Origin of the sequence: Haladaptatus sp. AB643 (assembly GCF_024136975.1) — an archaeon.
Classification (GTDB): domain Archaea; phylum Halobacteriota; class Halobacteria; order Halobacteriales; family Haladaptataceae; genus Haladaptatus.
The window spans coordinates 236,306-262,391 of sequence record NZ_JAMYJW010000003.1; the positions used below are offsets into that span (position 1 = coordinate 236,306).

Genomic DNA, 26,086 nt, shown 5'->3' on the forward strand with positions numbered 1-26,086 from the left:
TGTTTTTGGCGCTTCCGGGTAAAAACCCTCCCGTTTGTGCCAGTCCCGGAAGGGGAAAGAGATTTAATGTGTTAACTCATAGCACAGGTTGAGGTCAAGCCAATGTCTGACCGTGCAACAGAAGACGGAACGCTGGACTGCGCAGAAACCGAACTACCGGTTCCCGACGAACCGATGAGTTCGATTGAAGCCTATGAGACGGAGGACGGTGTCGTATTCTACGATGCCAACAATCCGCTCGGCTGGCTCAAGGCGTCCAGCACGGTCACGCTAGAAAAACACGTCTGAATCGACTCCGAACGCTTTTCCCTTTTATCCACCAACGTTCGACACCGTGTCCGACGACTTCGGCGATGACGATGAATCCTCGGAACCTGATGAGGCTTCTGAAGGGGGTCTATTCCCGAAAAATCCGGCCGACTGGTTTCAGGTCGGCGGGGTGAACGACAGTGATTACAACGGGCCAACGGTCCGCGATTACAGCGAGGTGGACGCACCTTCCGAGATCAAAAACGAGTTCTGGAGACAAGTGCTGTTGTTCAATATCGCCATCTTCTGTCTCGCCCTCGGCGTCTTGCTCATCGCCTTCGAGCAACGATGGGCCTTCGGCGGCGGATTGCTCGCCGTCGGCGTCGTGGCGTTCGTACGCGGGTACCGCCGTTATCAGGAGTTCCAGAAGGACTAACCCGTCCGCCGCCGCTAGAACGACCGTATGCGAACCGTGCGCGACGAATCGGGGAAGCCGTATCTACTGGTCAAACGGTCGAGCGAGTCAAGCCTCGTCCGCGACCCGAAAACTGGAGAGGAGCGATATCTCGAAAACGATAGTCTCGAACCCGCCGAGGGGGAATCCCCACTGGAAACCGCTGCACGCCGAGTACACCCATCGGTCAGACGAATTCTCACCGCCGTTCCGAACGACCGCGCCCTCGGCCTGTTGGTCGAGTTGTTCGAGCGGGGGGCGGTTCCGGCACGAACCCTCGTCTCGTCGTACGATCTCTGTGAAAGCGATCTGCACGGCTTGCTCGCCGAATTTCGTGCGGCAGGGCTCGTTGAGGAGCGCAAAATCATGGGTGAACGTGGATACGGGTTGACCGATATCGCACGGGAGGGACTGGAACTGTTAGTCGGCGACGCCGAGCAGTGAATCGAGTTCCTCGACGTGCGATCGATTCGTGGTCGAATCCTTCTCCACGCGCACGAGGTTGTCCGCACCACCGACCAACTCGTCGTCGTGGCTGACGACGATGATCTGTTCGACGCCCAACTCGCGCATCGATTCCACGAGTTCGACCAACTGCGAGACGTGTCCCGAGTCGAGGAACACCGTCGGTTCGTCCAGAATGAGCGGGGGCATCGGCGCGCTTCCCTCGATCCCCTCCGCGAGCAACCGATAGATGGCACAGCGCAGGCTCAGGTTGAACAGCGCCCGTTCCCCGCCCGAGAGCTGTTGTGGGTCGAGCGGTTCCCCGTCCTTCTGATAGATCGTGAGACGGTACTCGCCGTCGAGCGCGATGCGCGCGTACGAATCGTTCTGGTACACCAGATCGAACACTTCGTTCAGCATCCGTTCGAGGCTCCGCACGTTTCGCTGGCGGAGTTCCGATCGGAGGTCTCCGTACATCGACTGCAGATCCGCGGCCTCGTCGTACAGCGATTCCAGCGCCGAAACGCGGGCTTCGATATCGTCACGCCGATTCCGAAGTTCTTCCAACTCCTCGATTTCACCACGAACGCCACCGATTCGATCAATGAGGTCGTCCCGCCGTTCGCGGAGCGACGACAGTTTGTCCGTAACCTGTTCCAGGTAGTTCTCCGCCCGTTCCTCGTCGTCACGGGCTTTTTCGACCGCCGACTCGTCGTACGCTTCTCGGAGCTCCGACTGCCGCGTCCGTTTGTCCGAGAGGCTCTCGCGGCGCTGATCGTTGAGTTCCTCCAGATGGTTTCGTGTTTCCACAAGCCGTTCGAGCTCTGATTCCGCGTCCGATATCTTCCCCTGAATGGTTTGGATCCGCTCGATTCGTGCCTCGCGCTCGGCTATCGCCTCGCGCTTGGCTTCGAGCGTTTCGGCTTCCTCCCGGTGGGTCGCCGCCTTCGCTTCGAGTTCGTCCACGTCCGAACGGCGTTCCTCCGCGTCCGATCCGAGCGTTTCGGCTTCTTCCCGAAGCTTCTCGGCCTCTTCGCGCTTTTCCTCGACGGTTTGCGCCCGACTTTCGACCAACTGTTCGACGTTCTTTCGGTTGCTCTGGCGCTCTCGAACGCGGTTCTCGGCGGTGACGAGTTCCTCCGCACGCTCGATTTTAGTCTCCAGTTCCGTGCGCGTTTCCCGGAGCGACTCCACTTTCCCTTCCAGTTCCGCTACCTTGGATCGGTCCTCGTCCACGGTATCGACGTGTGGAGATTCCTCCACGGGTTGCCCACACTCCGGACATTTCCCGGCATCGAGGAGACGTTCGGCTTCCGCGACCCGCTCCTTCGCGGTTTGCAGTTTCGCCCGAACGTCGGTCTCTTCCTCACGACAGTCCGTGAGGTCCGAGCGAAGCGATTCGAGATGCTCTTTCGCCTCGCCGAACTCGATAGGGGTATCCGTGAACCGCTTCCGATACGATTCGATTTCCTCGTCCAGTTCGGTCAGTTGCTCGCGGCTGGTTTCGAGTTGTTCGGTCGTCTCCTCGACTTCCGCGTCGAGTCGCTCCGCTCGCTGGCCCTTTTCGTCCGCTCGTGATTCGAGTTCGTCGGCTCGTTCCCCGAGGTTCGACGCTTGATTGTCGAACATCTGGGCCTTCATGCGCCGGTCTTCCAACTCCTCCGCGACGGATTCGTCCTCGGAGTCGAGTTCCGCCAATCGCGCGTCGAGCACGTCCTTGTCGGCCGTTTCGAGCGTCGTCTCGGCGAGCAGTTCGTCGACGTTCGATTCCAACTCCGAAATCCTCTCCCGAACCTCGCTCGCCTGCGTTCGGCAGTTCTCGCGTTTCCCTTCCGTCTCGGCGATTTCGTCCCGCAGGGTTTCGATATCCTCGGAAACAGATTCCAATTCTTCCCGTTTTTCCTCGGACGTTTCGAGCGTCTCCCGTGCTCCTTCGAGCGTTTTCCGCGCCTCGTCGCGGTTCCCTTCGAACCGCTCGATTTGCGACTCCATCTCGTTGCGCTTCGATTCGAGGTCGTTCAGCAGTTCGTGGAGGTTCTTCTCCTCTTTTCCCTCGATCTGGGATTCGAGTTCCGATAGACTCCCGCTCCGGTCGTCGAGGACGCTTTTCACCCCGAGGCGGGCGTCGCTCGCACGCTCCCGGTACTCCTCCAGTTTCCCGAGTTGGAGGAGGTCGTCGATCATGTCCTGTCGCTGTGACGGCGTCGCGTTGATGAGTTTGTTCACCTCTCCCTGTCGGACGTAGGCACAGTTGACGAACGCCTCCGCGTCCATCCGGAACAGGCCGACGATGTGGTTGCGGACGTCGCGGGCACCGTCGAACGTCGCGTCGGGGGTTTCGAGTACGCATTTCGCGGTCTGGGCGTTCTCCCCCGTCGCACGGATTCGGCGGTGGATATGGTAGTTCCCGCCAGCGTGCTGGAACCAGAGTTCGACTTCGGCGTCCTCCGCACCGATGGTGACGACGTCTTCGAGCGTTCTGTCGAGCGCTCGCGCGCCGTACAGCGCGAAGAAGCACGCTTCGAGCAGGGAGGATTTGCCGCTCCCGTTGAGGCCGTGGATGACCGTGATTCCGGAATCGAGCGTGAGGTCGGCATCCTCGTAGCATTTGAAGTTCGACAGCCGAACGCGTTCGAACTTCACAGGTAGTCCTCCATCGAAACCTGCCCATCCGTTCCGTCAGCAGCGTCGGCGGCGTCAGACTCGGCCTCGACGTCACTGTCGTCAGCGCTCGCAGCATCGCCCGTACTCCCTGTTTCGTCCATGCTTTCCGTATCGTCCGTACTTTCCGTTTCGGCCGTACTTTCCGCATCCGCGGAGGACTCCACGGGCTGAGATTCTGCGATCGATCCTTCGATCGAATCCTGCGACCCTACTTCGGACCCGTCGTCGGCCGGGGAATCGGCGGTCGATTCCACCGCGACAGCCGTTCCGTCTTCGGGACTCGAACTCACCGAAACGGAAATATCGGACCCGTCCGTCTCGGATTCCTCGTCCGTCGATTCCGATCCTTCGCCTTCCATCGGTTCGAACGCCCCGACGTCGTCCGCGATGCGGGTCGAAACGTGATCCTCGATGGCCGCCCGGACGTTCGAATCCGCGACTTTGCTCGCGCGAACGAGTTCGTCCAGTTCGTGTGCGGCCTCGCTGAGTCCCATCTCACGGACGCGCTGGCGCACGGCGTCGTCCGGGTCGGCGAACGAAACCGACAGTTCGTCGGCTTCGGCTTCGATCTCCCGTCGGTCGGTGATACGGGCGACGAGCGCCCCCGCCTCCAACGCGAACTCCTCCACGCGGGCGGGCGTGACGTCCTTCCCTTCGCCCTCGATGGAGATCAGGACGACCGAATCCTCCACGTCGTACTCCCGAATCGCATCACGCACGCGGTCGATACCATCGTCCTCGCCGAGCGTCACCGATACGTACTCGAAATCCCGGGTCGGGATGCCGCGCCGGGTGATGGTCACGTCGTCGGAAAAGTGGACGATGTTGTAGCCCCGGTCGTCGCGCTCGCTCGCGCTGGCGCGCTCGGTCGAACCGCAGTAGGTGACCCACGCGTCGGCGACTTCCTCCCGTTGCGGTTTGTGGTTGTCGCCGAGCAACATCGCGTCGAAATCGACCGACGCCTCGGTCAGTACTTCCTCCGCGTCCCAGTTGCCGAACTCGAACGGTTGAAACAGGCCGTGGGCGACGAGCGCGGCGGTATCCGCGTCGTGTTCGTCGAACTCGTATTCGAGTTCGTCGCGTTTCGAGAGCGGAACGTGGTCCAAGCCGTAGAAGGCGGTGTCGCCGACGAGGACCGGGGACGGTCCGAGTCGCGTCGCAAGCCCGAGCGTCTCGAAGAGGTCGAGCCACTGTTGGCCGTGCGTGCTCTCGTGGTTCCCGACGATTGCGAGAAACGGGATGTCCGCCCGATTGAGTTTCCGAAGGACGGAAATCGTCCCGTGGAGGTCGATGAGTCCCGGTCGGCGGTCGTGAAACAGGTCACCAGCGTGGACCACGGCGTCGACGTCGTCCTCGATGGCGTCCTCGACGACCCTGTCGAAGGCGGCAAGAAAATCGTCCCGTCGCTCGGGCGAATGGTACTGGCGATACCCGATGTGAGTGTCGCCCGTGTGAATCACCCGTGTCATTGCTTTCGGTAGGTTCCCTTCTCATAAATTGTTTCCGTGACGGTCGCGTTGAGAGGTGCATGACGTTTCAGACGGCGAGGGTTCGAGCCGACCTGCTCGCCGACCTCGACGGAGCGGCCGCCGTCGCTGACAGCGGTTCCGACGATTCGATCCCCGTCCACCTCCCGTTCACCGGCGAACAAGTCGGAAGCGTTCCGGCGGCGACCGAGCGGGACGTTTCCGAGGCGGTTTCGCGTGCGCGAGCGGCCCAACGCGAGTGGTCGTCGTGGTCGGTCGAACGACGGGCGTGCCTTCTGTCCCGGTTTCACGACCTCGTGCTCGACAGGCAGGACGAACTGCTCGACGTGATGGGGTTGGAAAGCGGAAAAGCGCGACAACATTCCTTCGAGGAAGTCCTCGACGTGGCGACCAATGCCCGATACTACGCGAACCGTGGAGCGGACTTCCTGCGGCCACGTCGGCGAGATGGAGCGATTCCGTTCGCGACGAAGACGAAGGAGTACCGGACTCCCGTCGGCGTCGTCGGGATTATCGCACCGTGGAACTACCCGCTCACGCTCGCCGTCTCGGACGCGATTCCCGCGCTGTTGGCCGGAAATTCGGTCGTTCTGAAACCGGCAGAGGAGACGCCGTTTACCGCACTGTTCGCCACGAAACTGCTTCGGGAAGCGGGAATCCCCGAAAACGTCTTCCAGGTAGTGACCGGTCGTGGGGGCGAGGTCGGCCCGGCGCTCATCGACGGCGTGGATTTCGTGGGGTTCACCGGCAGCACCGAGACGGGGCGAACGGTGGCGAAGCGCGCAGGGGAGAACCTCGTGAAGTGCTCGCTGGAGCTCGGCGGAAAGAATCCCATGCTCGTTCTCGACGATGCGGACGTGAGCGAGACGGTCGAGGGTGCGATTCGTGGCTGTTTCACGAACGCCGGACAGCTCTGTCTCTCCTTCGAGCGACTGTACGTGCAGGACGGCGTGTACGACGCGTTCCTGGGTCGATTTGCGGAACGAACTCGGAACCTCACGATGGCCCCGTCGCTCGACTACGATATCGAGGTCGGATCGCTCGTCTCCGAAGCGCAGTTCGAGAAAGTACGGGCACACGTCGAGGACGCCGTGGAGAAGGGAGCGACGGTCGTGACGGGCGGAAACGCGCGGCCGGACCTCGGGCCGTACTTCTTCGAGCCGACGATTCTGACGGACGTGACGGACGGGATGGTTCTCGCGCGCCAAGAAACGTTCGGGCCGGTCGTCTCCGTCACCCGGTTCTCGGATTCGGAGGAGGCGATTCGACTCGCCAACGACTCCGAACACGGTCTGAACGCGAGCGTCTGGACGACCGATTCCGAGCGAGGATGGGATGTCGCCCGACAAATCGACTGTGGGACGGTGGGGATCAACGACCCGTATCAAGCAACGTGGGCGTCGGTCGACGCCCCGATGGGCGGCATGAAGGCTTCGGGAGTCGGTCGCCGTCACGGCCGCGAGGGGATTCTCAAGTACACGGAAGCACGAACGGTCGCCGAACAGCGGTTCGCCTCGCTCGCGCCACCGCGACGGATTCCGACGGAGTGGTACACACGAGCGATGACGGGCGTGATGCGTGCGTTCAAGTGGCTTGAGGGTGGCCGATAGATGTCCGTCTTTCTCACCGGATTTCCGGGATTTCTCGGGTCGGTGCTGACGGAGCGATTGGTCGCCCGTGGACGTTCGGTCACCTGCCTCGTACAGCCGAAATACCGGCAGAAAGCCGAGCAACGGGCGCGGGAAATCGAGCGTGAGTCTACGGGGGACGAGTCGGGACGAATCGAACTCCTCGTGGGGGACATCACCGAATCGGACCTCGGACTCGGCGAAGGGATGGATCCGTTGCAAACCGATACCGACGCCGTCTACCATCTCGCGGCCGTGTACGACCTCGCCGTGAGTCGGGAGGTCGGAATGGTCGTCAACGTCGACGGGACGACGAACGTCCTCGATTTCGCGGACGGTTGTGGAGACCTCCGGCGGTTCCAGTACGTGAGTACCTGTTACGTGAGCGGGCGCTACGACGGGACGTTCACGGAGGACCACCTCGTGGAGGGCCAGCAGTTCAACAACTACTACGAGACGACGAAGTACCTCGCCGAGGTGGCGGTACAGGAGCGGATGGCCGACGGGTTGCCCGCGACGATTTACCGCCCGGGAATCGTCGTCGGGAATAGCGAAACCGGCGAGACGCAGAAGTACGACGGTCCGTACTACCTGCTTCGGTGGCTTCTGCGTCAACCCTCGGTGGCCGTCGCCCCGACCCTCGGAAACCCGGCGACGTACGAGGTCAACGTCGTCCCACGGAACTTCGTGGTTGACGCGATAGCCGAACTGAGCAGACTGGACGAATCGATCGGGGAGGTGTACCAGCTTTGTGATCCGAATCCGCTCACGGTGGACGAGATGCTTCGAGTCTTTGGACGGGCGACGGGGAAACGGGTCGTCCGAGTGCCGGTTCCGAAGAGCGCCCTGAAACGGGTGCTTTCCAGCCTCCCGGAGTTGGGTATCGAACCGGCAACGCTCGATTACTTCGACCAGCCGACGAGCTATGCCTGTGAGAACACGCTGGCCGCGCTCGAAACGATCGACGAACCGGTTCGCTGTCCGGCGTTCGGGTCGTACGTCGGGAATCTGGTGTCGTTCGTCCGCGAACACCCGGAGATCACGCCCGACGCGATGGTGTGACCGTGGAGCAATGGAAGCGGGAATTGGTAAGATAGCTACCGTTGTAAACGGCGAAGTGAGCAAAACAGGGTGAGTAGACGGAGTGGGAAGAGCGGGGGAAGTGGGGTGAGTGGAGGGCGCGGGGGAAGTGAGGTAAGTGGAAGGAGCGGGGGAAGTGGTGGGTGTGGGGTGAGTGGAGGGAGTGAATCGAGTGGGTGGCGTCAGCCGATCGAGAGGTGTATGGTATGGTTGTGCCACGGGTGGCTACCGTTGGCCGCGCCATGAGATATAAACGCTCAGGTGGGTCGGGGAATTAGAGGTCGAGCGTGTAGAGGCGCTTGCGGGCGTCGGAGAACGAAAACCGAGAATCCACGAGGTCTTCGTCTTCGAGACGGGTCAGGGCGTAGCGAACGGTTCGCGGGGGCAGTAGCGTCTCGTCCGCGAGTTCGCTCTGGGTCATCGTCTCGTTGTATTCCAGCACCTTTGCGACTAACTTTGCGCTCGGAGGGAGGTCGCGGATGGTGGCGGTCGAATCCACGTCCTGAAGCCGAGTATCGGTCGTTCGTGATAGCTCTGGGGCACTCATCAATCATCCATTTCGGATACAGCGTAATAATATTTCCCATTCGTTTTTATTACCTTCAGGAATTAAAATGCAGGGATGGTCCGTGTGTACCAACAGGTCGTTCACCCGAAGCCTCTTAAGATGCAGGCTCTTATCCGGAACTGATGACCGATACTGTGGATGACGTAGAACTCCCATACGACGAGGAGAGTACGTCACAACAGGAACAAATAGAGGCTCTCCAAGAGCGTCTCGATGTCCTCGAATCCCAGAACGAGGAAATGCGGGACAAGCTTCTCGACGCGAACGCAGAGAACAACAAGTATCAGCAGAAACTCGAACGGCTCACCCACGAGAACAAGAAGCTGAAACAGTCACCGCTGTTCGTCGCCACGGTACAGGAGATTACCGACGAAGGCGTCATCATCAAACAACACGGCAACAACCAGGAAGCGGTCACCGAAGTGACCGAGGAAATGCGCGAGGACCTCGACCCTGACGCGCGTGTCGCCGTGAACAACTCCCTCTCTATCGTGAAGACGCTCGACGACGAGACAGACGTGCGCGCTCGCGTGATGCAGGTCACGAAGAGCCCCGAGGTCACCTACGCCGACATCGGCGGACTCGAAGAGCAGATGAACGAGGTTCGGGAGACCGTCGAGATGCCGCTCGAACACCCCGAGATGTTCGAAGAGGTCGGTATCGATCCGCCGAGCGGCGTGCTCCTCTACGGTCCGCCAGGTACCGGGAAGACGATGCTGGCCAAGGCCGTCGCCAACCAGACCGACGCCACGTTCATCAAGATGGCCGGATCTGAACTGGTCCACAAGTTCATCGGCGAAGGTGCGAAACTCGTCCGCGACCTGTTCCAAGTCGCACGTGACCACGAGCCAGCGGTCCTCTTCATCGACGAAATCGACGCCATCGCGTCGAAGCGCACCGACTCGAAGACGTCGGGCGACGCCGAAGTCCAGCGGACGATGATGCAGTTGCTCTCGGAGATGGACGGCTTCGAGGATCGCGGCGAAATCCGCATCATCGCGGCGACCAACCGCTTCGACATGCTCGACCGCGCCATCCTCCGCCCCGGTCGCTTCGACCGTCTCATCGAAGTGCCCAACCCTGGCGAGGAAGGCCGCGAGCAGATCTTCGAGATCCACACCCGCGACATGAACGTCGCCGACGACGTGGACTTCGAACACCTCGCGGAGGAGACGGGCGACGCCAGCGGTGCCGACATCAAGGCCATCTGTACCGAGGCCGGGATGTTCGCCATCCGCGACGAGCGCACCGAAATTCGGATGCAGGACTTCCTCGACGCACAGGAGAAGATCGAGCAGGAAGAAGAGGAGAACGACGAAGTCTCCAAGACGTTCGCGTAATCTCGTCTAAACAATTCTGGGCCGCCCGCAGCACCCGCTTCGGGCGGATTTTCCATCGTTCGCAGTTCCCAACTCGCAGTTGTCGAGCGGTCAGTCGTTTCAGAACGCTCAATTATTCGAGCGACCAGCTATCCTAGCAGCCAAAAAATAGCGTACGGAATCCCGAACAGCAGGACGGTCATCGACACGAGGATGAGCAGATACGATCCGACCGTGCTCGCCGCGGTCTTCCACGCGGGGTGGTCGAAGCCAGCAGTTTCAGCGGTTTCGGTCATACCCGACGTTTCGTGTCTCTCACCTAAACGCTACCGGACTGTCAGGGGGTTCGATTACCGCAAGATGTCCCCGATTCGGCGCGCCTGACCACCTGTCGCCGGGTCCTTCTCCACGATATGCAGCACTTGGTGGTCCGTCACGTCGTAGTAGGACTTCCCCGTCGCCTCCTCTATGAGGTCCTTCGAGAGCCGGAATTCCGTCCCTTCGTACACGACATCGACGCCATCATCATCGAACGAGAGCGTAGTCATGCCCCTTCGTTGGCCACGGTCGGATAAAAAAGCTACAAATCGGAGACGACGATACTGGTTCTGAAAGCTCCCGTCCGTTCGCTACGAAGAGACGTGTTTGATCCTGTTTTTGGGATTGTAGTTGCCGGGGAATAGAGTTTGAACGTCCCCATTCGTTTGCTACACAGGGGTGTTCGCTGGGTTTGTGAGTGCAGTCGCTAAGAAGACGACCTCGACAGCCTCCGCCCATGTGGATAGTTGCTCGCGCAGACGACCACGTAAACGCAAGCGTACGGCCCCTTTCAACCCACCCACACCACGCACCTCATCCTCCCCAACCTCTTCTCCCGTCCGGTCGCTCGTCCACCGTCGGAGACAAGCTCCGACGAGCCACTCGTTCACTCCGGAAGAGCAAGCTCTTCCGTGCTCCCGTTCGCACGCTCACGGGAACTTCGTCGCCGGCGCTTTGCGCCGGCTTCCAGCGGGACCTCCGGTCCCGCCCGGTTCACGAGGACCTCGCGCGGGCGCACAGGGGTGCGCCTTCGCACGCCGTAGCGGCTGGTCCGTAGCACTCAGCCTGTCCTTCCGAGTGGCGCACGCTGGCACCGGCCGGAGGCCAGCGGTCGGCCGACGGTCGGTGCCGATAGCGTGCGAGGGATGACGAAGGGAGCGCTAGCGACCTGAGGAATCGGCTGGGGAGGCGTGTGGTGTGGGGCGGGGGCTGTCGAGATCGTCTTCTTAGCGACTGCACTCACATACCAGACAGACACCTCTGTTCGGAGTGAACGGGTGGGGACTTTCGAGGTAATCATCCCAGCAACTTCGATCACAAAACTATCACTCACAGCCCTTCGTGGCGGCAGACGGGCGTCAGACGACTCGGGAGGATTTATTACGAGCGAACCGGTGGTAGGATGTGTGCCGCTCCGTTCCGACCCTCTGGATGAACTCTCGATTCCCGACGGGACGACCGTCGAAGAACACGACCTAGTGACCGACGGGGACATCATCGTCGGCGCGCAGAGTACCGTCGAGTTCGGCGTACGGGGAAACAACGTCGTTGCGGGCGAACGGGCGACGTTCGGCGGACACATCGAAGCCGAGGACGACTGCCGACTGGACCTCTGGTGTGACGTGGACGGCGACGTGCTCGTCGGACAGGACGCCTATCTGGGCGAACGCGTCCACGTCACCGGCCAACTGATGGTCAGCGGCGATCTGGATATCGGCGACGACGTGGAAATCGACGAGGGGTTCGAAGCCAACGGCTGGATCGTCATTCGCAACCCGATGCCGACCGTGGTCTTCCTCTTCGTCTACCTCTCGCAACTCCTCCGACTCGGCGAGGAGGAGGCCGCCCAGGGCATCATCGACGATGTGCTGGACGAGAGCGACGCGGAACCGATCACGATTCCGCGAAACGCCCACGTCAGCGATGACGCGTGGCGCGTCTCCACTCCTGCCGCCGTCGGCGACGACTGTCGCCTCCACGGCAACATCCGGGCTGAGGAAATCACTGTCGGCGCGGACAACGAAGTGTTCGGAAGCCTGCGCGGCCGCGGCGATATCGTGGTCGGCGAACGAACGCGAATTCACGGCGACGTGACGACTCGCAACGGGACCGTCGTGCTCGAAAACGGTGCCGAAGTGCTGGGCGACGTGTCCTGTACGGACCTCGAATTCCACGAGAACGCGACGGCCGACGGGACCATGCGCGCACGCGGGGAGATGACGATGGTGCGCGCCGAAACGCGAAGGCCGACCGACGAGGAGGAATCGGAGAGCGAACCCGAGGAGGTAGAAGACGCAGAAGACGCCGCCGAAGCGGTCGAGACGGCCCATCGAGACCGAAGCGGTTCCGACGGGCCAGCACCACAGGCCTGAGCAGTGACACGTTTTCGCCGTCATTTCGTCTGAGCGACAGCCATCAATCTTCCATTGAATCCGGCAAGTATGTCAGATTATTGTTAGACCTCCGACAGTATAATAACGACTGAGGGAATTGGTAATGATTGACGTATGCAAACTAAACACACTCACGGTAGGAGGTACCGATGCACTCGGTCGTGTTGACCAAGGGCGTTCCGGACTTCCGCGAGGGGCAGGTGTCGTTCGACGAGGACGGCCACCTCGAACGTGGGAATACACCGACGGTGATGAACCCGAACGACCGGTTTGCACTTCAAGCCGCCCTCCAGACGAAGGTGAAACACGGTGGAACGGTGAGTGCGATGAGCATGGGGCCACCCGGCTACGCCGACGTGCTGGGCGAAGCGATGTCGGTGTACGCCGACGACCTCTACTTGCTCTCCGACCGCGCGATGGCCGCCGCCGACACGTGGTCCACATCGATCACCCTCTCCGCAGGTATCGAGAAACTCGACCATCCCGACCTCGTTTTCGCGGGATTCAAAACGGCTGACGGAGAGACGGGACAGACCGGCCCACAGACCGCGTGGTGTCTCGATTATTCCGTCATCACGCACGTCATCGCCATGGAGGTGGACGAGGACGAGGGCCGCGTTCGCGCCAAGCGACTCGTGGAAGGGGACGTGGACGAAATCGAGACGGTCGAATCCCCGCTTCCGGCGTTCATCGTCATGGACCCCGAGTACGAGGCGAGCTATCGGAAGGCCTCACATCGACTCCGGCGCAAACAACTCCAGGACGAAACCGAGGAGCGCGCCGCGGAGTACGAGGAGTATCTCACGACGTGGGATCACGAGGACCTCAACCTCGACCCGGATTACATCGGGTTGGACGGATCGCCGACCATCGTTTCGTCCGTGGACCCGATCCCGAAGGCACCGGCCGAGCGCGAAGCCACGATGGCGACATTGGACGACGAGGAGGCGATGTCCGACGTGCTCGAAACGATCCAGCCGTTCGCGGCAGGTGACTGATCATGGCTGAAATCACCCCCGGCGAGCGAACCGTTTCGGAAATCGAGGACGAGGTTCGAACCATCGAGGACCCCGGTGCGCTCTCCGAACTGCTTACCGAAGAGGAGGACGGAAAGGACCGCAAGACGGCGAAGAAAGCGATTCAGGAGCGGATCGACGAAGTCGCCGACGAGTCGCCGGTCAGCGAGGCCGACGGCGGGACGGATACCGACGACACGGAAACCGAAGGCGAGTACGAGGAGACCGAGGAAGACGTGGAAAGCCCAGACGAAGCGGAAGCGACGGCGGAAGAGCCGGAATCGGACGAATCCGAGTCCGCGGAGAGCGAATCGACGGACGGCGAGGACGAGGAAGTCGAAGAAGACGACGGCCTCACCGAACCGACCGTCGACAAAAAGCACGTTCGAGCGCTCGAAGACGGCGTCTACCGCGACATGTGGGTGTACTGCGAGACGCAGGGCGGCGAACTCCTCGACGTGTCGAGGGAGATGCTCGGCAAGGCCCGCGAGTTGATGGACGGCTACGCCGAGGAGTACGGCGACGAGGAACGGGTCGTCGCCGTTCTCGTCGGCGACGACATGGAGGAACTCGCCGAGGAGTGTATCACCCTCGGTGCGGACGTGGCGGTCTATCACGACGACGAGCGACTGGAGCGGTTCCGCCACAAACCGTACACCGAAATCGTCGCGGACATGGCCCGCTCGAAGACGGACTGGAAGGAGTACGACAAGCCGCGGTACTTCCTCTTCCCGGCGACGAACAACGGCCGCGACCTCTCGGCACAGACGCAAGCCGAACTCGACTCCGGACTGGCGAGCGACTGTTCCGGCCTGACAATCACGGACGAACTCATCTCGAATCCCGTGAAGACCGGCGAACCCGGCGAGAAAATCGAGTTCGAGCGCATCCTCCACATGCAACGCCCGGACTTCTCCGGGTTCGAATACTCGACCATCCTCTGTATCGACAACCCCGACCGGGAGTTCCACCCGCAGGGCTGTTCGGTGATTCCCGGGAGTTTCGATCAGATGGCCCCCGACGCCGACCGGGAAGGCGAAGTCGTTTCGCACGACGCCGAACTTCCGGACGACTGGTTCCGCGTCGAGGTGTCCGAGTGGGACACCCTCGACACCGGCGTGGACCTGACCGACCGGGACGTCATCGTCGCGGTCGGCCGCGGTATCGGCGACGACCCCACGGAGGGGATCGAACTCGCGCTCGACCTCGTGGACGCGTTCGAGGACGCGGACCTCGGACTCTCGCGCGGCGTGGTCACGGCCTCCTACAGCGTGGAGGGACACGTCGAGCAGTACGTCTCCGAGGAGCGACAGATCGGCGAGACCGGACAGGTCGTCCAGCCACCGCTGTACATCGCGGCGGGTATCAGCGGCGCGATTCAGCACAAGGTCGGGATGGACGAATCCGAAACCATCATCGCCATCAATACCGACACTGACGCCGACATTCGGGACTTCAGCGATTTCTTCATCGAAGGGGACTTGTTCGAAGTGTTGCCCCGCCTGACGGACGCGGTAGAGGCGGGCGAACTGGACGCGGTCGCAGCGGAGGACGATGACTGAACGATGAGCGAGGAATACGAACACTACGAAGCCGTCGTGGTCGGTGCCGGTCCCGGTGGGGCCGCCGCCGCCGCGACGCTCGCACGCAACGGAATCGAAACGCTCGTCCTCGAACGCGGTGTCGAGGCCGGGTCGAAGAACGTCTCCGGTGGGTTGCTGTACGCCGAGGAGTCGGCTCCCTACACCATCGACTCGCTGTTCCCAGACTTCCGCGAGGAGGCGACCGAACGGCCGATCACGGACTACAACATCCACAACGTGGCCGGGAACAAGGTGAAGTCGTTCGACATCACCCGACTCCACGAACACGACACGGAGTGGTCGGACGCGGTCCTTCGGCGGAAGATGGACTCGTGGCTCGCCGACCAGGTTCACGAGATGACCCACGAGACGGGCGGCGGTCTGCTGACCGGCGTTCACGTCAACGGTCTCCTCCGGGAGAACGGGAAAATCGTGGGCGTCACCAGCGACGAACTCGACCCGATCAAGGCCGACTTCATCGTCGCGGCGGACGGCGTGAACAGCGAACTCGCCCGACAGGCGGGGCTGATGGACTGGGACGAACCGGAGGAGTGGTTCCAAGGCGTCAAAGCGGTCATCGAGATGCCCGAGGACGTCATCCAGGAGCGGTTCGACGTCGGCGAGGGAACGGGTGCGGCCCACCTCTTCTCGGGCAACCTCTTCGACGACGTTCGCGGCGGCGGCTTCCTCTACACGAACGAGGATTCGCTCTCCATCGGGTCGGTCTTCCACCTCGACAGCCTCGTCGAGGAGGAGGCGGAACCCCACGAACTGCTGAACAACCTGCTCACACACCCGCTGCTCGGACAGTGGCTCAACGGCCACTACAACGAGATAGAGTACTCGGCGAAACTCGTTCCCGACTCGAAGAAGGTCGCACACCCGGCACCGCACCGCGGACGCCTCGTCCTCGTCGGCGACGCGGGCGGGCAGATGCAGGCCCAAGGCCCCATCATCAAGGGCATGAACCACGCCGTGAGTGCGGGCGCGCTCGCGGCGGAAGCGTTCGCCGAGGCACGCATGCGCGGCGACCCCGAGGAGGCGGGCCGACTGTACGAAAAGAAGCTCAAGGACGAGGGCGTGATGGGCAAACTCCGCCCCCGTCAGTATCGGGCGACGCGCGGCGTCGCCGAGAACGACCGGATGAGCGAACTCGTAGATGGGGTTCTCTCGTCGTCGCTCGGCCGGGTCGCGCTCCGCTCCGGCCTCCTGTCGGGACAGCTCGAACGGCTGTACGGTTCTCCCCTCCTTTCCACGATGATTCCGGACACGCGGACGCCGTACGTCACGCTGCCGACGGTCATCGCGGAGGAACTCGGCACCGAAATCACGGACACGAACGAGGTCGAACCCAAGAGCCTCGCCGACCGCATCGGCGACCTGACCTACGACACCGACGTCGGCAACCCGCACATCGAACTGCGGGACAACTCCTACGAAGCCAGCGGGGCGGCCGTATCGGCCTGCCCGGTCAGCGCGGAGGGCTTCGGCGGTGGCTGCTATCGTGCGGAGACGGTACAGGAGAACAGCCACGAGGAGGAGATAGTCAGCCTCGACACGCAACCCTGCGTCGAGTGTGGGACGTGTGCTATCGTCGCCGACACGAAGTGGGAGCACCCCCGCGGTGGCAAGGGCGTCGAGTTCCGAGAAGGATAGCGAGCGCATGAGCGAATACCGCGACCGAATCACGTCCCTCGCGGAACGGGCACGGGACGACCGCGAATCGTTCGACCCGCCCGCCGACCCGCCGGACGAGGAACTGGCGGTGGCGTATTTACGAAACGGGGTCGGCGACGTCGTTTCGGTCTACATCGACGGCCGAACGGCCGAACTCGCCCGATTCGACGCGGACGAGATGGCGACGATGGAGCGAGCGCTCAACGAGTGGGTCGCGCTGTACGCCCGCTGTTACGGCTACGACATCGAGACGGAGTTCACGGTGCGGGAGGTCGCCGAGATGGTGTTGAAGACGTACGATCTGCGCGACACGGTGCAGTTGCTGACGCAAATCCCCGACCCGAAAGCGGAACGGGTACGGCGAGGCGAGAATGGAATCGGTGCGGCGAAAGCGGACCGTGCGTAGCTGAAAACGAGGTGGTCGGGGCCTCAGTTGAACGCCTCTTCGTTCCCCACCAATTCGAACAGCGGGTCGTACTCCTCGGGCAGTTGCCCGCGAATCTGTTCGAACTCCCCTTCCGGAACGACCTCCGCGACGAGCGACATCACGCCCTTCGCGTGAAAGAGCGCATCACCGTCGTCGATCCCCTCGCGCTCGGCGACGCGGGAGACGAACTCGTCGAAGTGAAACCGTTCCCCCGACTCGGCGTGGATGAGATACCAGTCGATTTCCATTGGGAGTGGCCCCGCGAGGTCTTTGGCCTCTCCCGCCTGTAAGCGCTCGCCGAGCGTCATCAACGTGGCCCGAATCGCGCGTACCGCTTGACCCTGTTTTCCCAATTTGAGACGATGCTGTACCTGTCCGATGAACTCGCTGTAGTCCATGATACCCCCACGCCCATCACGACGGGGTACTACAAGAATCGAGCGGCGGAGTTCGATGGGGGGATATCGACAGCTCCGAGACCTCTCACCATGGTTTCAGAACCATCGTTAATAATAAGTATAGATAGATGGTAACAGTGTACATGGAGTTCTCCGAGAAACTCGAATTCGGTCACGACGACCGCCGACGAATCTACGAGTACGTCGAACGCCACGGTACGGCGAACGTAAACGACGTACAGGATTCGCTCCGCATCGACCCCAGCGGGTTCCGTCATCACATCGCCATCCTTCGCCGCGACGGCTACCTCACGGAGGAAGACGATGCTCTCTCCGTCGCGCTCGAAACCGGCGCGGAGGAGGAGTTCAACGACGAGGACATCGAGTTCGTCATCCGCCCTGCCCGCCAGGAGGACCTCTCGGGAATCGTCGGCGCGATTCGACAAGTCGCCCAGGAAGGGTCGTACATCGTCGCCGAGACCGTCGCCGACGAGATCGACCATCAGGAAGCCCTGCTCCGGCACAACGACCTCGAATCACGGATGTTCTTCGTCGCGACCGTCGGCGACGAAGTCGTCGGCTGGGTTCACCTCCACGCCCCCGAACTGGACAAACTCAGTCACACCGCCGAACTGACCGTCGGCGTGCTGGACGAGTATCAGGGCCACGGCATCGGAAGCCACCTTCTCGAACGCGGACTGGAGTGGGCGGGTGCCAACGGGTACGAAAAGGTGTACCAGAGCGCCCCCTCGACCAACGAGAACGCCATCGACTTCCTCGAAGCCCACGGCTGGGAGACCGAAGCCGTGCGGAAGAACCACTACAAGATCGACGGCGAGTACGTCGACGAAGTGATGATGGCCGTGAAGTTGTAGGCGAGTCCGACCGGCAACGATCGATCCCGTTTTTGCACTTGCTTACTATTATCGAGCACTCGCGTACGTGTCGAAGCTTCTCACGAACCATGCCGATCAAAAAATCTGTTTCTGATACTCCGCCGACATCCTGACGACGAAAAATCTGAAGACTCATTTCGGTTCGGCCACGACAACACCCTATGAGCGACGAAAGCCACGACAACGTCGTCCCCGGGAGCGAGGAGGAAATCGCTTCCCCCGACGTTGCAGGCTACGATTTCAAGGGCGAATTCGACTTCTTCGACATGCTGTCGTCGTACGAGACGACCGGATTCCAGGCGAGCCACCTCTACGAGGCGATCGAACTGATTCGAGCGATGCGCGAGGAGGGCGCGGAGATTTATCTCACCTTCACCTCGAACATCGTCTCGTCGGGGCTTCGGGAGGCCGTCGCCTACCTCGCCCGGGAGGACCTCATCGACGTGATGATCACCACTTCGGGGTCGATCACCGAGGACGTCATCAAGACCGAAAAGCCGTTCAAGATGGGCGAGTGGGACGTGGACGAGGCCGAAATGCGCGAGCGGGGTATCAACCGCCTCGGCAACATCTTCGTCCCCTCCGACCGCTACGTCTGGTTGGAGTCCTACCTCAACGACTTCTTCGAGGACTTCTTCGCCGAGGAGAAGGTCCGCACGCCGATGGAGTTCTCCCGCGAACTCGGCGAGACGCTGGACGACGAGGACTCCATCCTCTCGAACGCGGCGGACAACGACATCCCCATCTTCTGTCCCGCTCTGACCGACGCGGAGGTCGGTAACTTCCTCTACTACTACCGACAGGGCTACGACTCGGACGTCGGCATCGAGATTCTGGACGACTACGACAGCCTCATCGAGAAGGGCCTGCTCGCGGACAAGACCGGCCTCATCGTCCTCGGCGGCGGCGTCCCCAAACACCACGCCATCATGACCAACCTCTTCCGCGGCGGCGCGGATTACGCCGTGTACGTTTCGACCGGCATGGAAGGCGACGGGTCGCTCTCCGGTGCCCCACCGCACGAGGCCGTCTCGTGGGGGAAGATCAAGGAGGAAGCGACGAACTACGTGCAGGTCGAAGCCGAGGCGACGCTCGTGGTTCCGATGATGCTCGCTGGCGGGTTCAAAGTCGATTAGAAGGCGAGCAGGTTTTGGAGTCCGTTTTCTAGCGAGAGCGGCCGCGAGCGGGCGGGGGCTTTCGAGGACTGCTTCCCAGTAGTTGCAATCGAAAACCAGCCAAACACGACTCGTAGCGAGCGAACGGGGGATTTCAAGGACTGCGTCTTAGTCGCATTCGGCACAACTCACCCAAACAGCACAGCTTCAAGTTCTTGGCTTAGTATCCGATGAACAGTCACCCACGGCACTGCATGAGCAGACGGGATACAGCATGAGTCGCATCCACGAGGTTGTTGAAGAACTCCGTGAATTTCGAGAAATCGTGCTGAAATGGATCGCTTATAATATCAAACGAACTGTGGTACAGTGAAATCATATGCCGTATGGCGATTCACCACGCCAAAATGGTCTAAACCATATTTTATCTATCGAGTTGCTTAATCCGATGTGATTGGTATAGGATAGTCAGACCAAGAATAACTAACAGTAGTAATAGGAGGGGAATAGGCGATTCAAATCCTACCTCTCGATAGATATTAGACAATTCTGACGAGAACAAAAAAGATACAATTACAACCACTGCCACGATTATAATCGATGATTTGTTGTCCATATTTCTACGATTGACTTGGTCGGTAATAAGGATTTTACCATCGTGGATAGCTTTCTCGGGAACAGACATCAGAATAGAAAAATCACCGAACGCTGCTTCTCCCCACAAAAATCGAAAGACAGTTCCGACCCTCTGTGGTATCACCAAGCATGATTTCTATCGCGCTCGCGGGCAAACCGAACGCCGGGAAGTCCACCTTCTACAAGGCAGCCACGCTGGCCGACGTGGACGTGGCGAACTACCCGTTCACGACTATCGACGCGAATCGCGGGGTGAGCTACGTCCGAACCGACTGCCCCTGTCTCGAACGCGACGAGCGCTGTGGCAACGACAACTGTCACGACGGGAAGCGCTACGTTCCAATCGAACTGCTGGACGTGGCCGGATTGGTTCCGGGGGCACACGAGGGACGCGGACTGGGCAACCAGTTCCTCGACGCACTGACGAACGCGGACGCCATCGTCAACGTCGTGGACGCTTCCGGCGGGACGAACGAGGAGGGCGAACCCGTCGAGGTGGGGAGCTACGACCCCGTCGAGGAGGTCGATTTCATCGAGGAGGAGATGGACCAGTGGCTCACGGGCATCATCGACCGCAACTGGGAGGGCGTGGTGCGTCAATCGCGCTCGCCGGGATTCGACATCGACGAGGCGCTCGCGGACATGCTGACAGGGTTCGGGGCGACGGAACACGATGTGACGACGAGTCTCCGCGGCTTGGAGTATCCCGGCGACCCGCAGAAGTGGACGGACGAACACCGCGTGGCACTGGCCCGCGACATCCGCGCCCGGACGAAGCCCATCATCCTCGTGGCGAACAAGGCCGACATCGCCCCCGAGGAGAACATCGAGCGACTCCGCGAAACGGGCAAGATAGTCATCCCCGCGACCGCCGAGGGTGAACTCGCGCTCAGGCAGGGTGTCGAGGCAGGCGTGGTGGACTACGACCCCGGCGACGAGGATTTCGAGGTGGTCGGCGACCTGAGCGATCAACAGCAAGCCGGACTGGAACAGATTCGCGACGTCATGCACGAGTGGGGCGGGACGGGCGTCCAAGAGAGCCTCGACGCCGCCGTGTACGACCTGCTCGACCGGATCACGGCGTTTCCCGTGCAGAACGATTCGAAGTGGACGGACGGACAGGGTAACGTCCTCCCGGACGCCTTCCTGCTCCCGAGGGGGTCCACGCCGCCGGACCTCGCCTACGCCGTCCACAGCGACATCGGCGACGGCTACCTTCACGCCGTGAACGCCAAGACGAAACGCGACATCAGCGACTCCTACGAACTGGAAGAGGGAGACGTGATAAAAATCGTCAGCACGGCGAAGTAAGCCGCTCGTCCGGTCATCGTTTTCCCGCTCACCGTCTTTCCTGCACCCCGTTTTCCTGTAGCACGTTTCTCCAGCAGCACGTTTCAATCACCTTATCGACCCATTGATTGATATTGATTCGACTTCTTTCATAAGACGATTATGGCACGTAATCGCACGAACAACGGAGAGTTCGATGTCTGAATCGGCGGGGGACGACCTCACATCCCTCCTCGACGAACTCCGGATCATGGCACAGGTGGGCCTCGAATACGCCGACGACCCGTACGACGAGGAGCGCTACGAGCGGATTTTGTCCCTCGTAAGCGAGTGGTACGGTCGGTCGTACGACCTGCCGTCGGAGGAAGTTCGACAGCGGTTCGCCGAGGAGGTCGGCTACGTCACGCCGAAGGTGTGTGCGGAGGCCGTCATCTTCGATTCGGACGGACGGCTTCTCCTCCAAAAGCGAACGGATGACGGTACGTGGTGCTTTCCGTGCGGGTACACCGACCCCGACGAATCACCGGCGGAAACCGCCGTGCGGGAAACGCGAGAGGAGACGGGTCTCACGGTCGAGGTGGACGAACTAGCCGGAATTCACACGAGAAAACCCGGAGAGCACGGCCCGCACTGTCTGGTTCGTCACTCCTACCTCTGTTCCGTCACGGGCGGCGAACTCCGGGTCTCCCACGAGGGCGAAGACGTACGGTACTGGCACATCAACGATGTACCGGTTTGGCACAAGGACCACGAGCCATCGGCACGCGCGGCGGCCAGGAAGCGACGGAATTCGGAGTAATCGTCGAAGGTCGGAGTCGAGTCGCCCTATCCGTCGTCCACCAATCTCGCGAAGTTTTCGAGCACCCGTTCCCCGCTCGCGTCCGCAAACGACAACTCGTTCTCCTGCCAGCCGAAGTCCTCCGCGATTCGCGGGAGCAACTCGTCCGTGAACTCCGGGTGGAACTGCGTCGTCCACAGCGGCACGTCCCGATGACGGCTGGCGAAGTACTCGTTGTGCGCCGTCGAGCCGATGGCTTTCATTCCAGCACCCAGTTCGACCACGTGGTCGCCGTGTACCGCCGGAACGACCGACGAAACGCCCTCGAACAGCGGGTCATCCGTCAACTCGGCCCGAACGAGTCGGTTCGTGAGGCCGCGATGTTCGACCGATCCACCGAGGGCGTCGTTCACCAACTGGTGGCCGAAACAGACACCCAGCGTCGGAATTTTCCGTTCGATCAGTTCGCGGACCAGTTCGGCTTCCTCCTCCATCCACGGATACTCGTCGCGCTCGTACACCCCCGCCGTGCTCCCGGCGACGATGACGCCGTCTACGCCCGACAGGGACGGTTGGCCGCCCGCCGCCACGTAGTCGTACACCTCGTGATCCGGCAGCAACGACTCCATCGCGCGGACGAAGTAACGATAGTCCGGGTTCACCTCGTTCTCCAGTACGAGCAGCATGGGTGAGAATCGGATTGAGAGTGATAAAAAGCTACGCGAGGACGATCTTCAGGCTCACTACGGATCGATGTCCATCCCGTCGTACCCGAACCGCAGATTCAGGTCGTCGTACTCGCTCCGGTGCACGATACTCGTCGTCGCTTCGCGAGTCCATCGAATCACTCGTCGGCGAAGTCGAGCGAGACGCTGTTGATGCAGTAGCGTTTGCCGGTCGGTTCCGGGCCGTCGTCGAAGACGTGGCCGAGGTGGCCGCCGCAGTTCGCACAGACGACTTCGGTACGGACCATTCCCTGGCTGGTGTCCTGTCGCGTCTCGACGTTGTCCTTGGGTACGTCGTAGAAACTCGGCCAACCGCAGTGTGAGTCGTACTTCGTGTCCGAATCGAACAACTCCGCGCCGCACCCGGCACAGACGTAGGTACCGTCGTCCGTTCTATCGAGGTGTTCGCCGGTATGGGGGCGTTCGGTACCCTGCTCGCGGAGGACACGGTACTCCTCGTCGGTCAGTCGTTCGCGCCACTCCTCGTCGCTCTCCGGTAGGTCGGTGGACGGTCGTTCGCTCATGCCGTCATCTAGTTCCTGCGGCGGGATAAACTGTCTGCACAGGGGGCCAGTAAATTCATGTTTTGGGCGATTAACAGTGTGGACGATATGAGTCTGACTACTGAGAAAGGCATCATCGGACATCTCGTGGGGGAAAAGTGTCAATGGTGCGACGACGGCACGCTCGTTCACGAGACGTACAAAGGAAACGAAGCGGCGATCTGCGACTGCTGCGAGACGCCTACCGCACAGCTCTGGTAGGGATCCGCGAGCGATCTATCTCCTACCGAATTCACTTTTTTCGTCCCGAACAAGAAGACGAAACTCCGTGAGCGGTGCCAGCGGAACCGTACGCGAACGAGGGCACGGTTTTCGTGCACGGGATTACGGTTTTCGTGGTGTTTTCAGCGAACTGCGTTCCGAAGGTCGTCGTACGACCCCGTCTCGGTCACGTGTTCGACGTTCTCGGCGAGGATGTCCGCGAGGCGGGCGAAGTATTCCGGCGTGTGGCCAGCCATGTGCGGCGTGATGAGCACGTTATCGAAGTTCCACAGCGAATGGTCTTCCGGTAACGGCTCCGGATCGGTGACGTCCAGCGCCGCGCCGCGAATCGCATTGCCGCGAAGCGCCGAAACGAGCGCGTCCGTTTCGACCACTTTTCCGCGTGCGATGTTCACCAGGACGGCGTTCGGCGGGAGGGTGCTGAACTCCGCGGTCCCGATCAACCCGCGCGTCTCGGGCGTCAGCGGACAGGCCAACACGAGATACTCCGTCCGGGCGAGCGCGTCGTGCAGACCGTCGAAGCCCACCACTTCGTCCGTCGGGCCGCCCTTCTCCGGCGAGTACCGAACGCCGATGGTCTCGACGCCGAACCCGTCCAACCGCTCGGCGATGGCCCGTCCGATGGCACCGAGTCCGATGATGGTTACGGTGCTCCCCTGCAGTTCGTGTGCCTGAAAGTGCCGCCATTCGCCGTGTTCCTGTTGCCGTTCCGCGCGGAGGAAGTTCCGGGTGAACGTGAGTATCGCGCCGATGACGTGCTCCGCGATGTTCGGTCCGTGAACACCGGAGGCGTTCGTCACCGCCACGCCCCGTGATTCGAGCGCGTCGAGCGGGAGGTGTCCCGTTCCAGCGGACGCGGCGGCGAACAATTGGAGGTTTTCGGCGCGGGAGATCAGGGCTTCGTCGATTTCGAGGCCGGTCACGATTTCCGCATCGACGATGTACTCGCGCTCCTCTTCCGGGGTTCTCGCGCGAACGATTTCGTGGTTCGGCAGTCGCTCACGAAGTTCGGCAACGTAGTCGGACATCGGCATGCCGTGCGTTCCTCGACTCAGTACGAGCACGGTCGGTTCCTCAGATCCGGTTTCGGCGTCAGTCATACACCCGGCTTCTCGCCGAAAGGAAATAGAAGTAGGTGTCCCGGAACATCCTACCACCGTCCTGTGGGCGTTCGAGCATCACACAACGGTCGAATCATGGATGGACGATCGAATCACGGGCGGACGGTCGAATCATGGATGGATGGTCGAGTTACGATGTGGTGGCGAGAGGTGGTCTGCCAGAAAGTCGTACACTCGCTGTCGGGAATCCCGGGCGAATCGTGATTCGTTGAGTTCGAAGTCGTGGCCGCCGGGAGCGTCGTCGTAACACTCGTATTCGAACTCCGCGCCGACGTCGCGCAGGGATTCGACGAGCGACTCGACTTCGGAGTGATGGACATCGCCGTCGTTGGTCGTCGCGTGGATCCGGAGCGGGGTTCCCGTGGCGATTGCTTGATGGGCGGGCGAGCGCTCGCGGTACCGGTCCGGGTCGGCGTCCGGCGTGGTACCGAGGTGATAGCTCGCCGTGTACAGGCGGTGATATCCCTCGTCCTTGTACTCCCAGCGCTCCAGCAGGTCGGAGACGGGTGCACCAGCGTAGGCGACGGCGTAGGAATCGGGATACCGAAACACGGACAACAGGGCGTGCAACCCGCCGTGGCTCCACCCTACGACCCCGATCCGTTCGTCGTCGACCTCCGCTCGGTCGGCGACCCAGTTGCGGGCGGCGAGCGTGTCGGCGATCTCGTGGCCGCCGTAGTCGATGGCCTCGTAGTGTTCGCGGCCGTATCCGGTGCTTCCACGATACTCGGGAGAAACGACGACGTACCCCTCGTCGAGCAGTTCCCGAACGACGCTCACGTACTTCGTCGAGAAGTTGTCGTGAATTCCACCGTGGACGAGGACGATTGCGGGGCGGGACGAAGCAGTATCGTCGTCCGAGGGGCCACTGACCGGGAAAAACGCGTACGTCGGAATTTCGAGTTCGACATCGGTGTTCGGAATCGAGGGACCGAGCAGGGTGAACTTCCGAACCCGAGCGTCGGGGAGTTCGTGATACCAGCGGTTGTCGTCCGCCTTCCGTTGGAGGATGTCGAGTCGATGGTCGAGTCGGTTATCGAACTCGTTGCCGTCGGTCCCGCCAAGCCATCGATGTACGTCATCGGCGTGGTCGTCCATTATCGATACGATGACCGCACGGATGATAAATACAGGGTAACGACAGGTAGAAATATATATGTTTTCCGGTTGAGGTAATTCATCCCACGAGACCGATCCCTGGTCGCCGCTCACGGGATCGCAGCCGGTTTTATTCTCGTTCGCTTCGCTGTCGCCGTACTTCCCGAGCCAACGCGCCGACCCCGATCGCGAGAACTCCGAGGGCCAACACCCACG

26 protein-coding genes are annotated in these 26,086 nt (G+C 61.4%); 16 read left to right on the forward strand and 10 right to left on the reverse strand.

From position 1 onward, the window contains the following. Positions 1-102 precede the first annotated feature (102 nt). Genes NKF25_RS08280 through NKF25_RS08290 form a run of 3 tightly spaced genes read left to right on the forward strand, consistent with a single transcriptional unit; the run spans position 103 to position 1,147 of the window. A complete protein-coding gene (locus tag NKF25_RS08280) occupies positions 103-288 on the forward strand; it encodes a hypothetical protein (protein ID WP_066146371.1) in 186 nt (61 codons plus the stop codon). 46 nt (positions 289-334) lie between these two features. Then, positions 335-685, forward strand: a complete 351-nt coding sequence (locus NKF25_RS08285; RefSeq protein WP_253226212.1) for a M48 family metallopeptidase — start codon at positions 335-337, stop codon at positions 683-685. Between the two features lie 27 nt (positions 686-712). Then, positions 713-1,147, forward strand: a complete 435-nt coding sequence (locus NKF25_RS08290) for a hypothetical protein (protein WP_253226213.1) — start codon at positions 713-715, stop codon at positions 1,145-1,147. Here NKF25_RS08290 and rad50 read toward each other — a convergent pair. Then, positions 1,124-3,790: a DNA double-strand break repair ATPase Rad50 gene (gene rad50, locus NKF25_RS08295; protein WP_253226214.1), complete on the reverse strand. Its 2,667-nt coding sequence runs from the start codon at positions 3,788-3,790 to the stop codon at positions 1,124-1,126. The two genes, NKF25_RS08290 and rad50, sit on opposite strands and share 24 nt — an antisense overlap. Then, positions 3,787-5,280: a DNA double-strand break repair protein Mre11 gene (gene mre11, locus NKF25_RS08300; RefSeq protein ID WP_342766319.1), complete on the reverse strand. Its 1,494-nt coding sequence runs from the start codon at positions 5,278-5,280 to the stop codon at positions 3,787-3,789. Before mre11 ends, rad50 begins: the two co-directional genes overlap by 4 nt. A gap of 59 nt (positions 5,281-5,339) precedes the next feature. Here mre11 and NKF25_RS08305 point away from each other — a divergent pair, with 59 nt between their 5' ends. Both NKF25_RS08305 and NKF25_RS08310 read left to right on the forward strand, forming a co-directional pair. Then, the gene (locus NKF25_RS08305) at positions 5,340-6,908 is read left to right on the forward strand and encodes a succinic semialdehyde dehydrogenase (RefSeq protein WP_253226215.1); all 1,569 of its coding nucleotides are present in this window, start codon (positions 5,340-5,342) and stop codon (positions 6,906-6,908) included. Continuing rightward, positions 6,909-7,988: an SDR family oxidoreductase gene (locus NKF25_RS08310; protein ID WP_253226216.1), complete on the forward strand. Its 1,080-nt coding sequence runs from the start codon at positions 6,909-6,911 to the stop codon at positions 7,986-7,988. Positions 7,989-8,280: 292 nt separating this feature from the next. Here NKF25_RS08310 and NKF25_RS08315 read toward each other — a convergent pair whose 3' ends face one another. Next, entirely contained in the window at positions 8,281-8,505 is a 225-nt protein-coding gene (locus NKF25_RS08315) for a helix-turn-helix domain-containing protein (RefSeq protein ID WP_082837869.1), read from the reverse strand. A gap of 191 nt (positions 8,506-8,696) precedes the next feature. Here NKF25_RS08315 and NKF25_RS08320 point away from each other — a divergent pair, with 191 nt between their 5' ends. Further along, positions 8,697-9,914, forward strand: a complete 1,218-nt coding sequence (locus tag NKF25_RS08320) for a proteasome-activating nucleotidase (RefSeq protein ID WP_253226217.1) — start codon at positions 8,697-8,699, stop codon at positions 9,912-9,914. A 128-nt stretch (positions 9,915-10,042) separates the two neighbouring features. Here the strand turns inward: NKF25_RS08320 and NKF25_RS08325 are convergent, their stop codons facing one another. Together NKF25_RS08325 and NKF25_RS08330 are read right to left on the reverse strand one after the other, a co-directional pair. Next, entirely contained in the window at positions 10,043-10,189 is a 147-nt protein-coding gene (locus NKF25_RS08325) for a hypothetical protein (protein ID WP_253226218.1), read from the reverse strand. A gap of 54 nt (positions 10,190-10,243) precedes the next feature. After that, positions 10,244-10,441 carry a DUF5800 family protein gene (locus NKF25_RS08330; RefSeq protein WP_066146401.1) on the reverse strand — a complete coding sequence of 66 codons (198 nt, stop codon included), beginning with the start codon at positions 10,439-10,441 and terminating at the stop codon, positions 10,244-10,246. 897 nt (positions 10,442-11,338) lie between these two features. Between NKF25_RS08330 and NKF25_RS08335 the strand changes: the two genes are divergently transcribed. The 5 genes from NKF25_RS08335 to NKF25_RS08355 all read left to right on the forward strand — a co-directional run bounded on the left by NKF25_RS08335 (position 11,339) and on the right by NKF25_RS08355 (position 17,007). Continuing rightward, positions 11,339-12,304, forward strand: a complete 966-nt coding sequence (locus NKF25_RS08335; RefSeq protein WP_253226219.1) for a polymer-forming cytoskeletal protein — start codon at positions 11,339-11,341, stop codon at positions 12,302-12,304. Between the two features lie 170 nt (positions 12,305-12,474). Next, positions 12,475-13,323, forward strand: a complete 849-nt coding sequence (locus NKF25_RS08340; protein WP_253226220.1) for an electron transfer flavoprotein subunit beta/FixA family protein — start codon at positions 12,475-12,477, stop codon at positions 13,321-13,323. A gap of 2 nt (positions 13,324-13,325) precedes the next feature. Then, positions 13,326-14,903 carry an electron transfer flavoprotein subunit alpha/FixB family protein gene (locus NKF25_RS08345; protein WP_253226221.1) on the forward strand — a complete coding sequence of 526 codons (1,578 nt, stop codon included), beginning with the start codon at positions 13,326-13,328 and terminating at the stop codon, positions 14,901-14,903. Between the two features lie 3 nt (positions 14,904-14,906). Continuing rightward, positions 14,907-16,580 carry an FAD-dependent monooxygenase gene (locus tag NKF25_RS08350; protein WP_253226222.1) on the forward strand — a complete coding sequence of 558 codons (1,674 nt, stop codon included), beginning with the start codon at positions 14,907-14,909 and terminating at the stop codon, positions 16,578-16,580. A gap of 7 nt (positions 16,581-16,587) precedes the next feature. Further along, the gene (locus NKF25_RS08355) at positions 16,588-17,007 is read left to right on the forward strand and encodes a hypothetical protein (protein WP_253226223.1); all 420 of its coding nucleotides are present in this window, start codon (positions 16,588-16,590) and stop codon (positions 17,005-17,007) included. A gap of 23 nt (positions 17,008-17,030) precedes the next feature. Here NKF25_RS08355 and NKF25_RS08360 read toward each other — a convergent pair whose 3' ends face one another. After that, on the reverse strand, positions 17,031-17,426 hold the full coding sequence (locus NKF25_RS08360) for a DUF2267 domain-containing protein (RefSeq protein ID WP_253226224.1): 396 nt from the start codon (positions 17,424-17,426) through the stop codon (positions 17,031-17,033). Between the two features lie 143 nt (positions 17,427-17,569). Between NKF25_RS08360 and NKF25_RS08365 the strand changes: the two genes are divergently transcribed. The 4 genes from NKF25_RS08365 to NKF25_RS08380 all read left to right on the forward strand — a co-directional run bounded on the left by NKF25_RS08365 (position 17,570) and on the right by NKF25_RS08380 (position 22,162). After that, complete coding sequence (locus tag NKF25_RS08365) at positions 17,570-18,301, forward strand: GNAT family N-acetyltransferase (RefSeq protein WP_253226401.1); 732 nt, start codon at positions 17,570-17,572, stop codon at positions 18,299-18,301. Positions 18,302-18,483: 182 nt separating this feature from the next. Continuing rightward, on the forward strand, positions 18,484-19,458 hold the full coding sequence (locus tag NKF25_RS08370) for a deoxyhypusine synthase (protein WP_253226225.1): 975 nt from the start codon (positions 18,484-18,486) through the stop codon (positions 19,456-19,458). A 744-nt stretch (positions 19,459-20,202) separates the two neighbouring features. Then, positions 20,203-21,384, forward strand: a complete 1,182-nt coding sequence (locus NKF25_RS08375; RefSeq protein ID WP_253226226.1) for a redox-regulated ATPase YchF — start codon at positions 20,203-20,205, stop codon at positions 21,382-21,384. A 175-nt stretch (positions 21,385-21,559) separates the two neighbouring features. Beyond that, the gene (locus NKF25_RS08380; protein WP_253226227.1) at positions 21,560-22,162 is read left to right on the forward strand and encodes an NUDIX hydrolase N-terminal domain-containing protein; all 603 of its coding nucleotides are present in this window, start codon (positions 21,560-21,562) and stop codon (positions 22,160-22,162) included. Positions 22,163-22,188: 26 nt separating this feature from the next. Here NKF25_RS08380 and NKF25_RS08385 read toward each other — a convergent pair whose 3' ends face one another. After that, entirely contained in the window at positions 22,189-22,827 is a 639-nt protein-coding gene (locus NKF25_RS08385; RefSeq protein WP_253226228.1) for a type 1 glutamine amidotransferase, read from the reverse strand. Positions 22,828-22,985: 158 nt separating this feature from the next. Continuing rightward, on the reverse strand, positions 22,986-23,390 hold the full coding sequence (gene msrB / locus NKF25_RS08390; protein WP_253226229.1) for a peptide-methionine (R)-S-oxide reductase MsrB: 405 nt from the start codon (positions 23,388-23,390) through the stop codon (positions 22,986-22,988). An 87-nt stretch (positions 23,391-23,477) separates the two neighbouring features. Between msrB and NKF25_RS08395 the strand changes: the two genes are divergently transcribed. Further along, a complete protein-coding gene (locus NKF25_RS08395) occupies positions 23,478-23,630 on the forward strand; it encodes an HVO_A0556 family zinc finger protein (protein ID WP_253226230.1) in 153 nt (50 codons plus the stop codon). Positions 23,631-23,773: 143 nt separating this feature from the next. Here NKF25_RS08395 and NKF25_RS08400 read toward each other — a convergent pair whose 3' ends face one another. Further along, entirely contained in the window at positions 23,774-24,751 is a 978-nt protein-coding gene (locus tag NKF25_RS08400; RefSeq protein ID WP_253226231.1) for a D-2-hydroxyacid dehydrogenase, read from the reverse strand. A 132-nt stretch (positions 24,752-24,883) separates the two neighbouring features. Further along, positions 24,884-25,870, reverse strand: coding sequence for an alpha/beta fold hydrolase (locus NKF25_RS08405; protein ID WP_253226232.1), 987 nt, complete (start codon positions 25,868-25,870; stop codon positions 24,884-24,886). Positions 25,871-26,086: the final 216 nt, after the last annotated feature.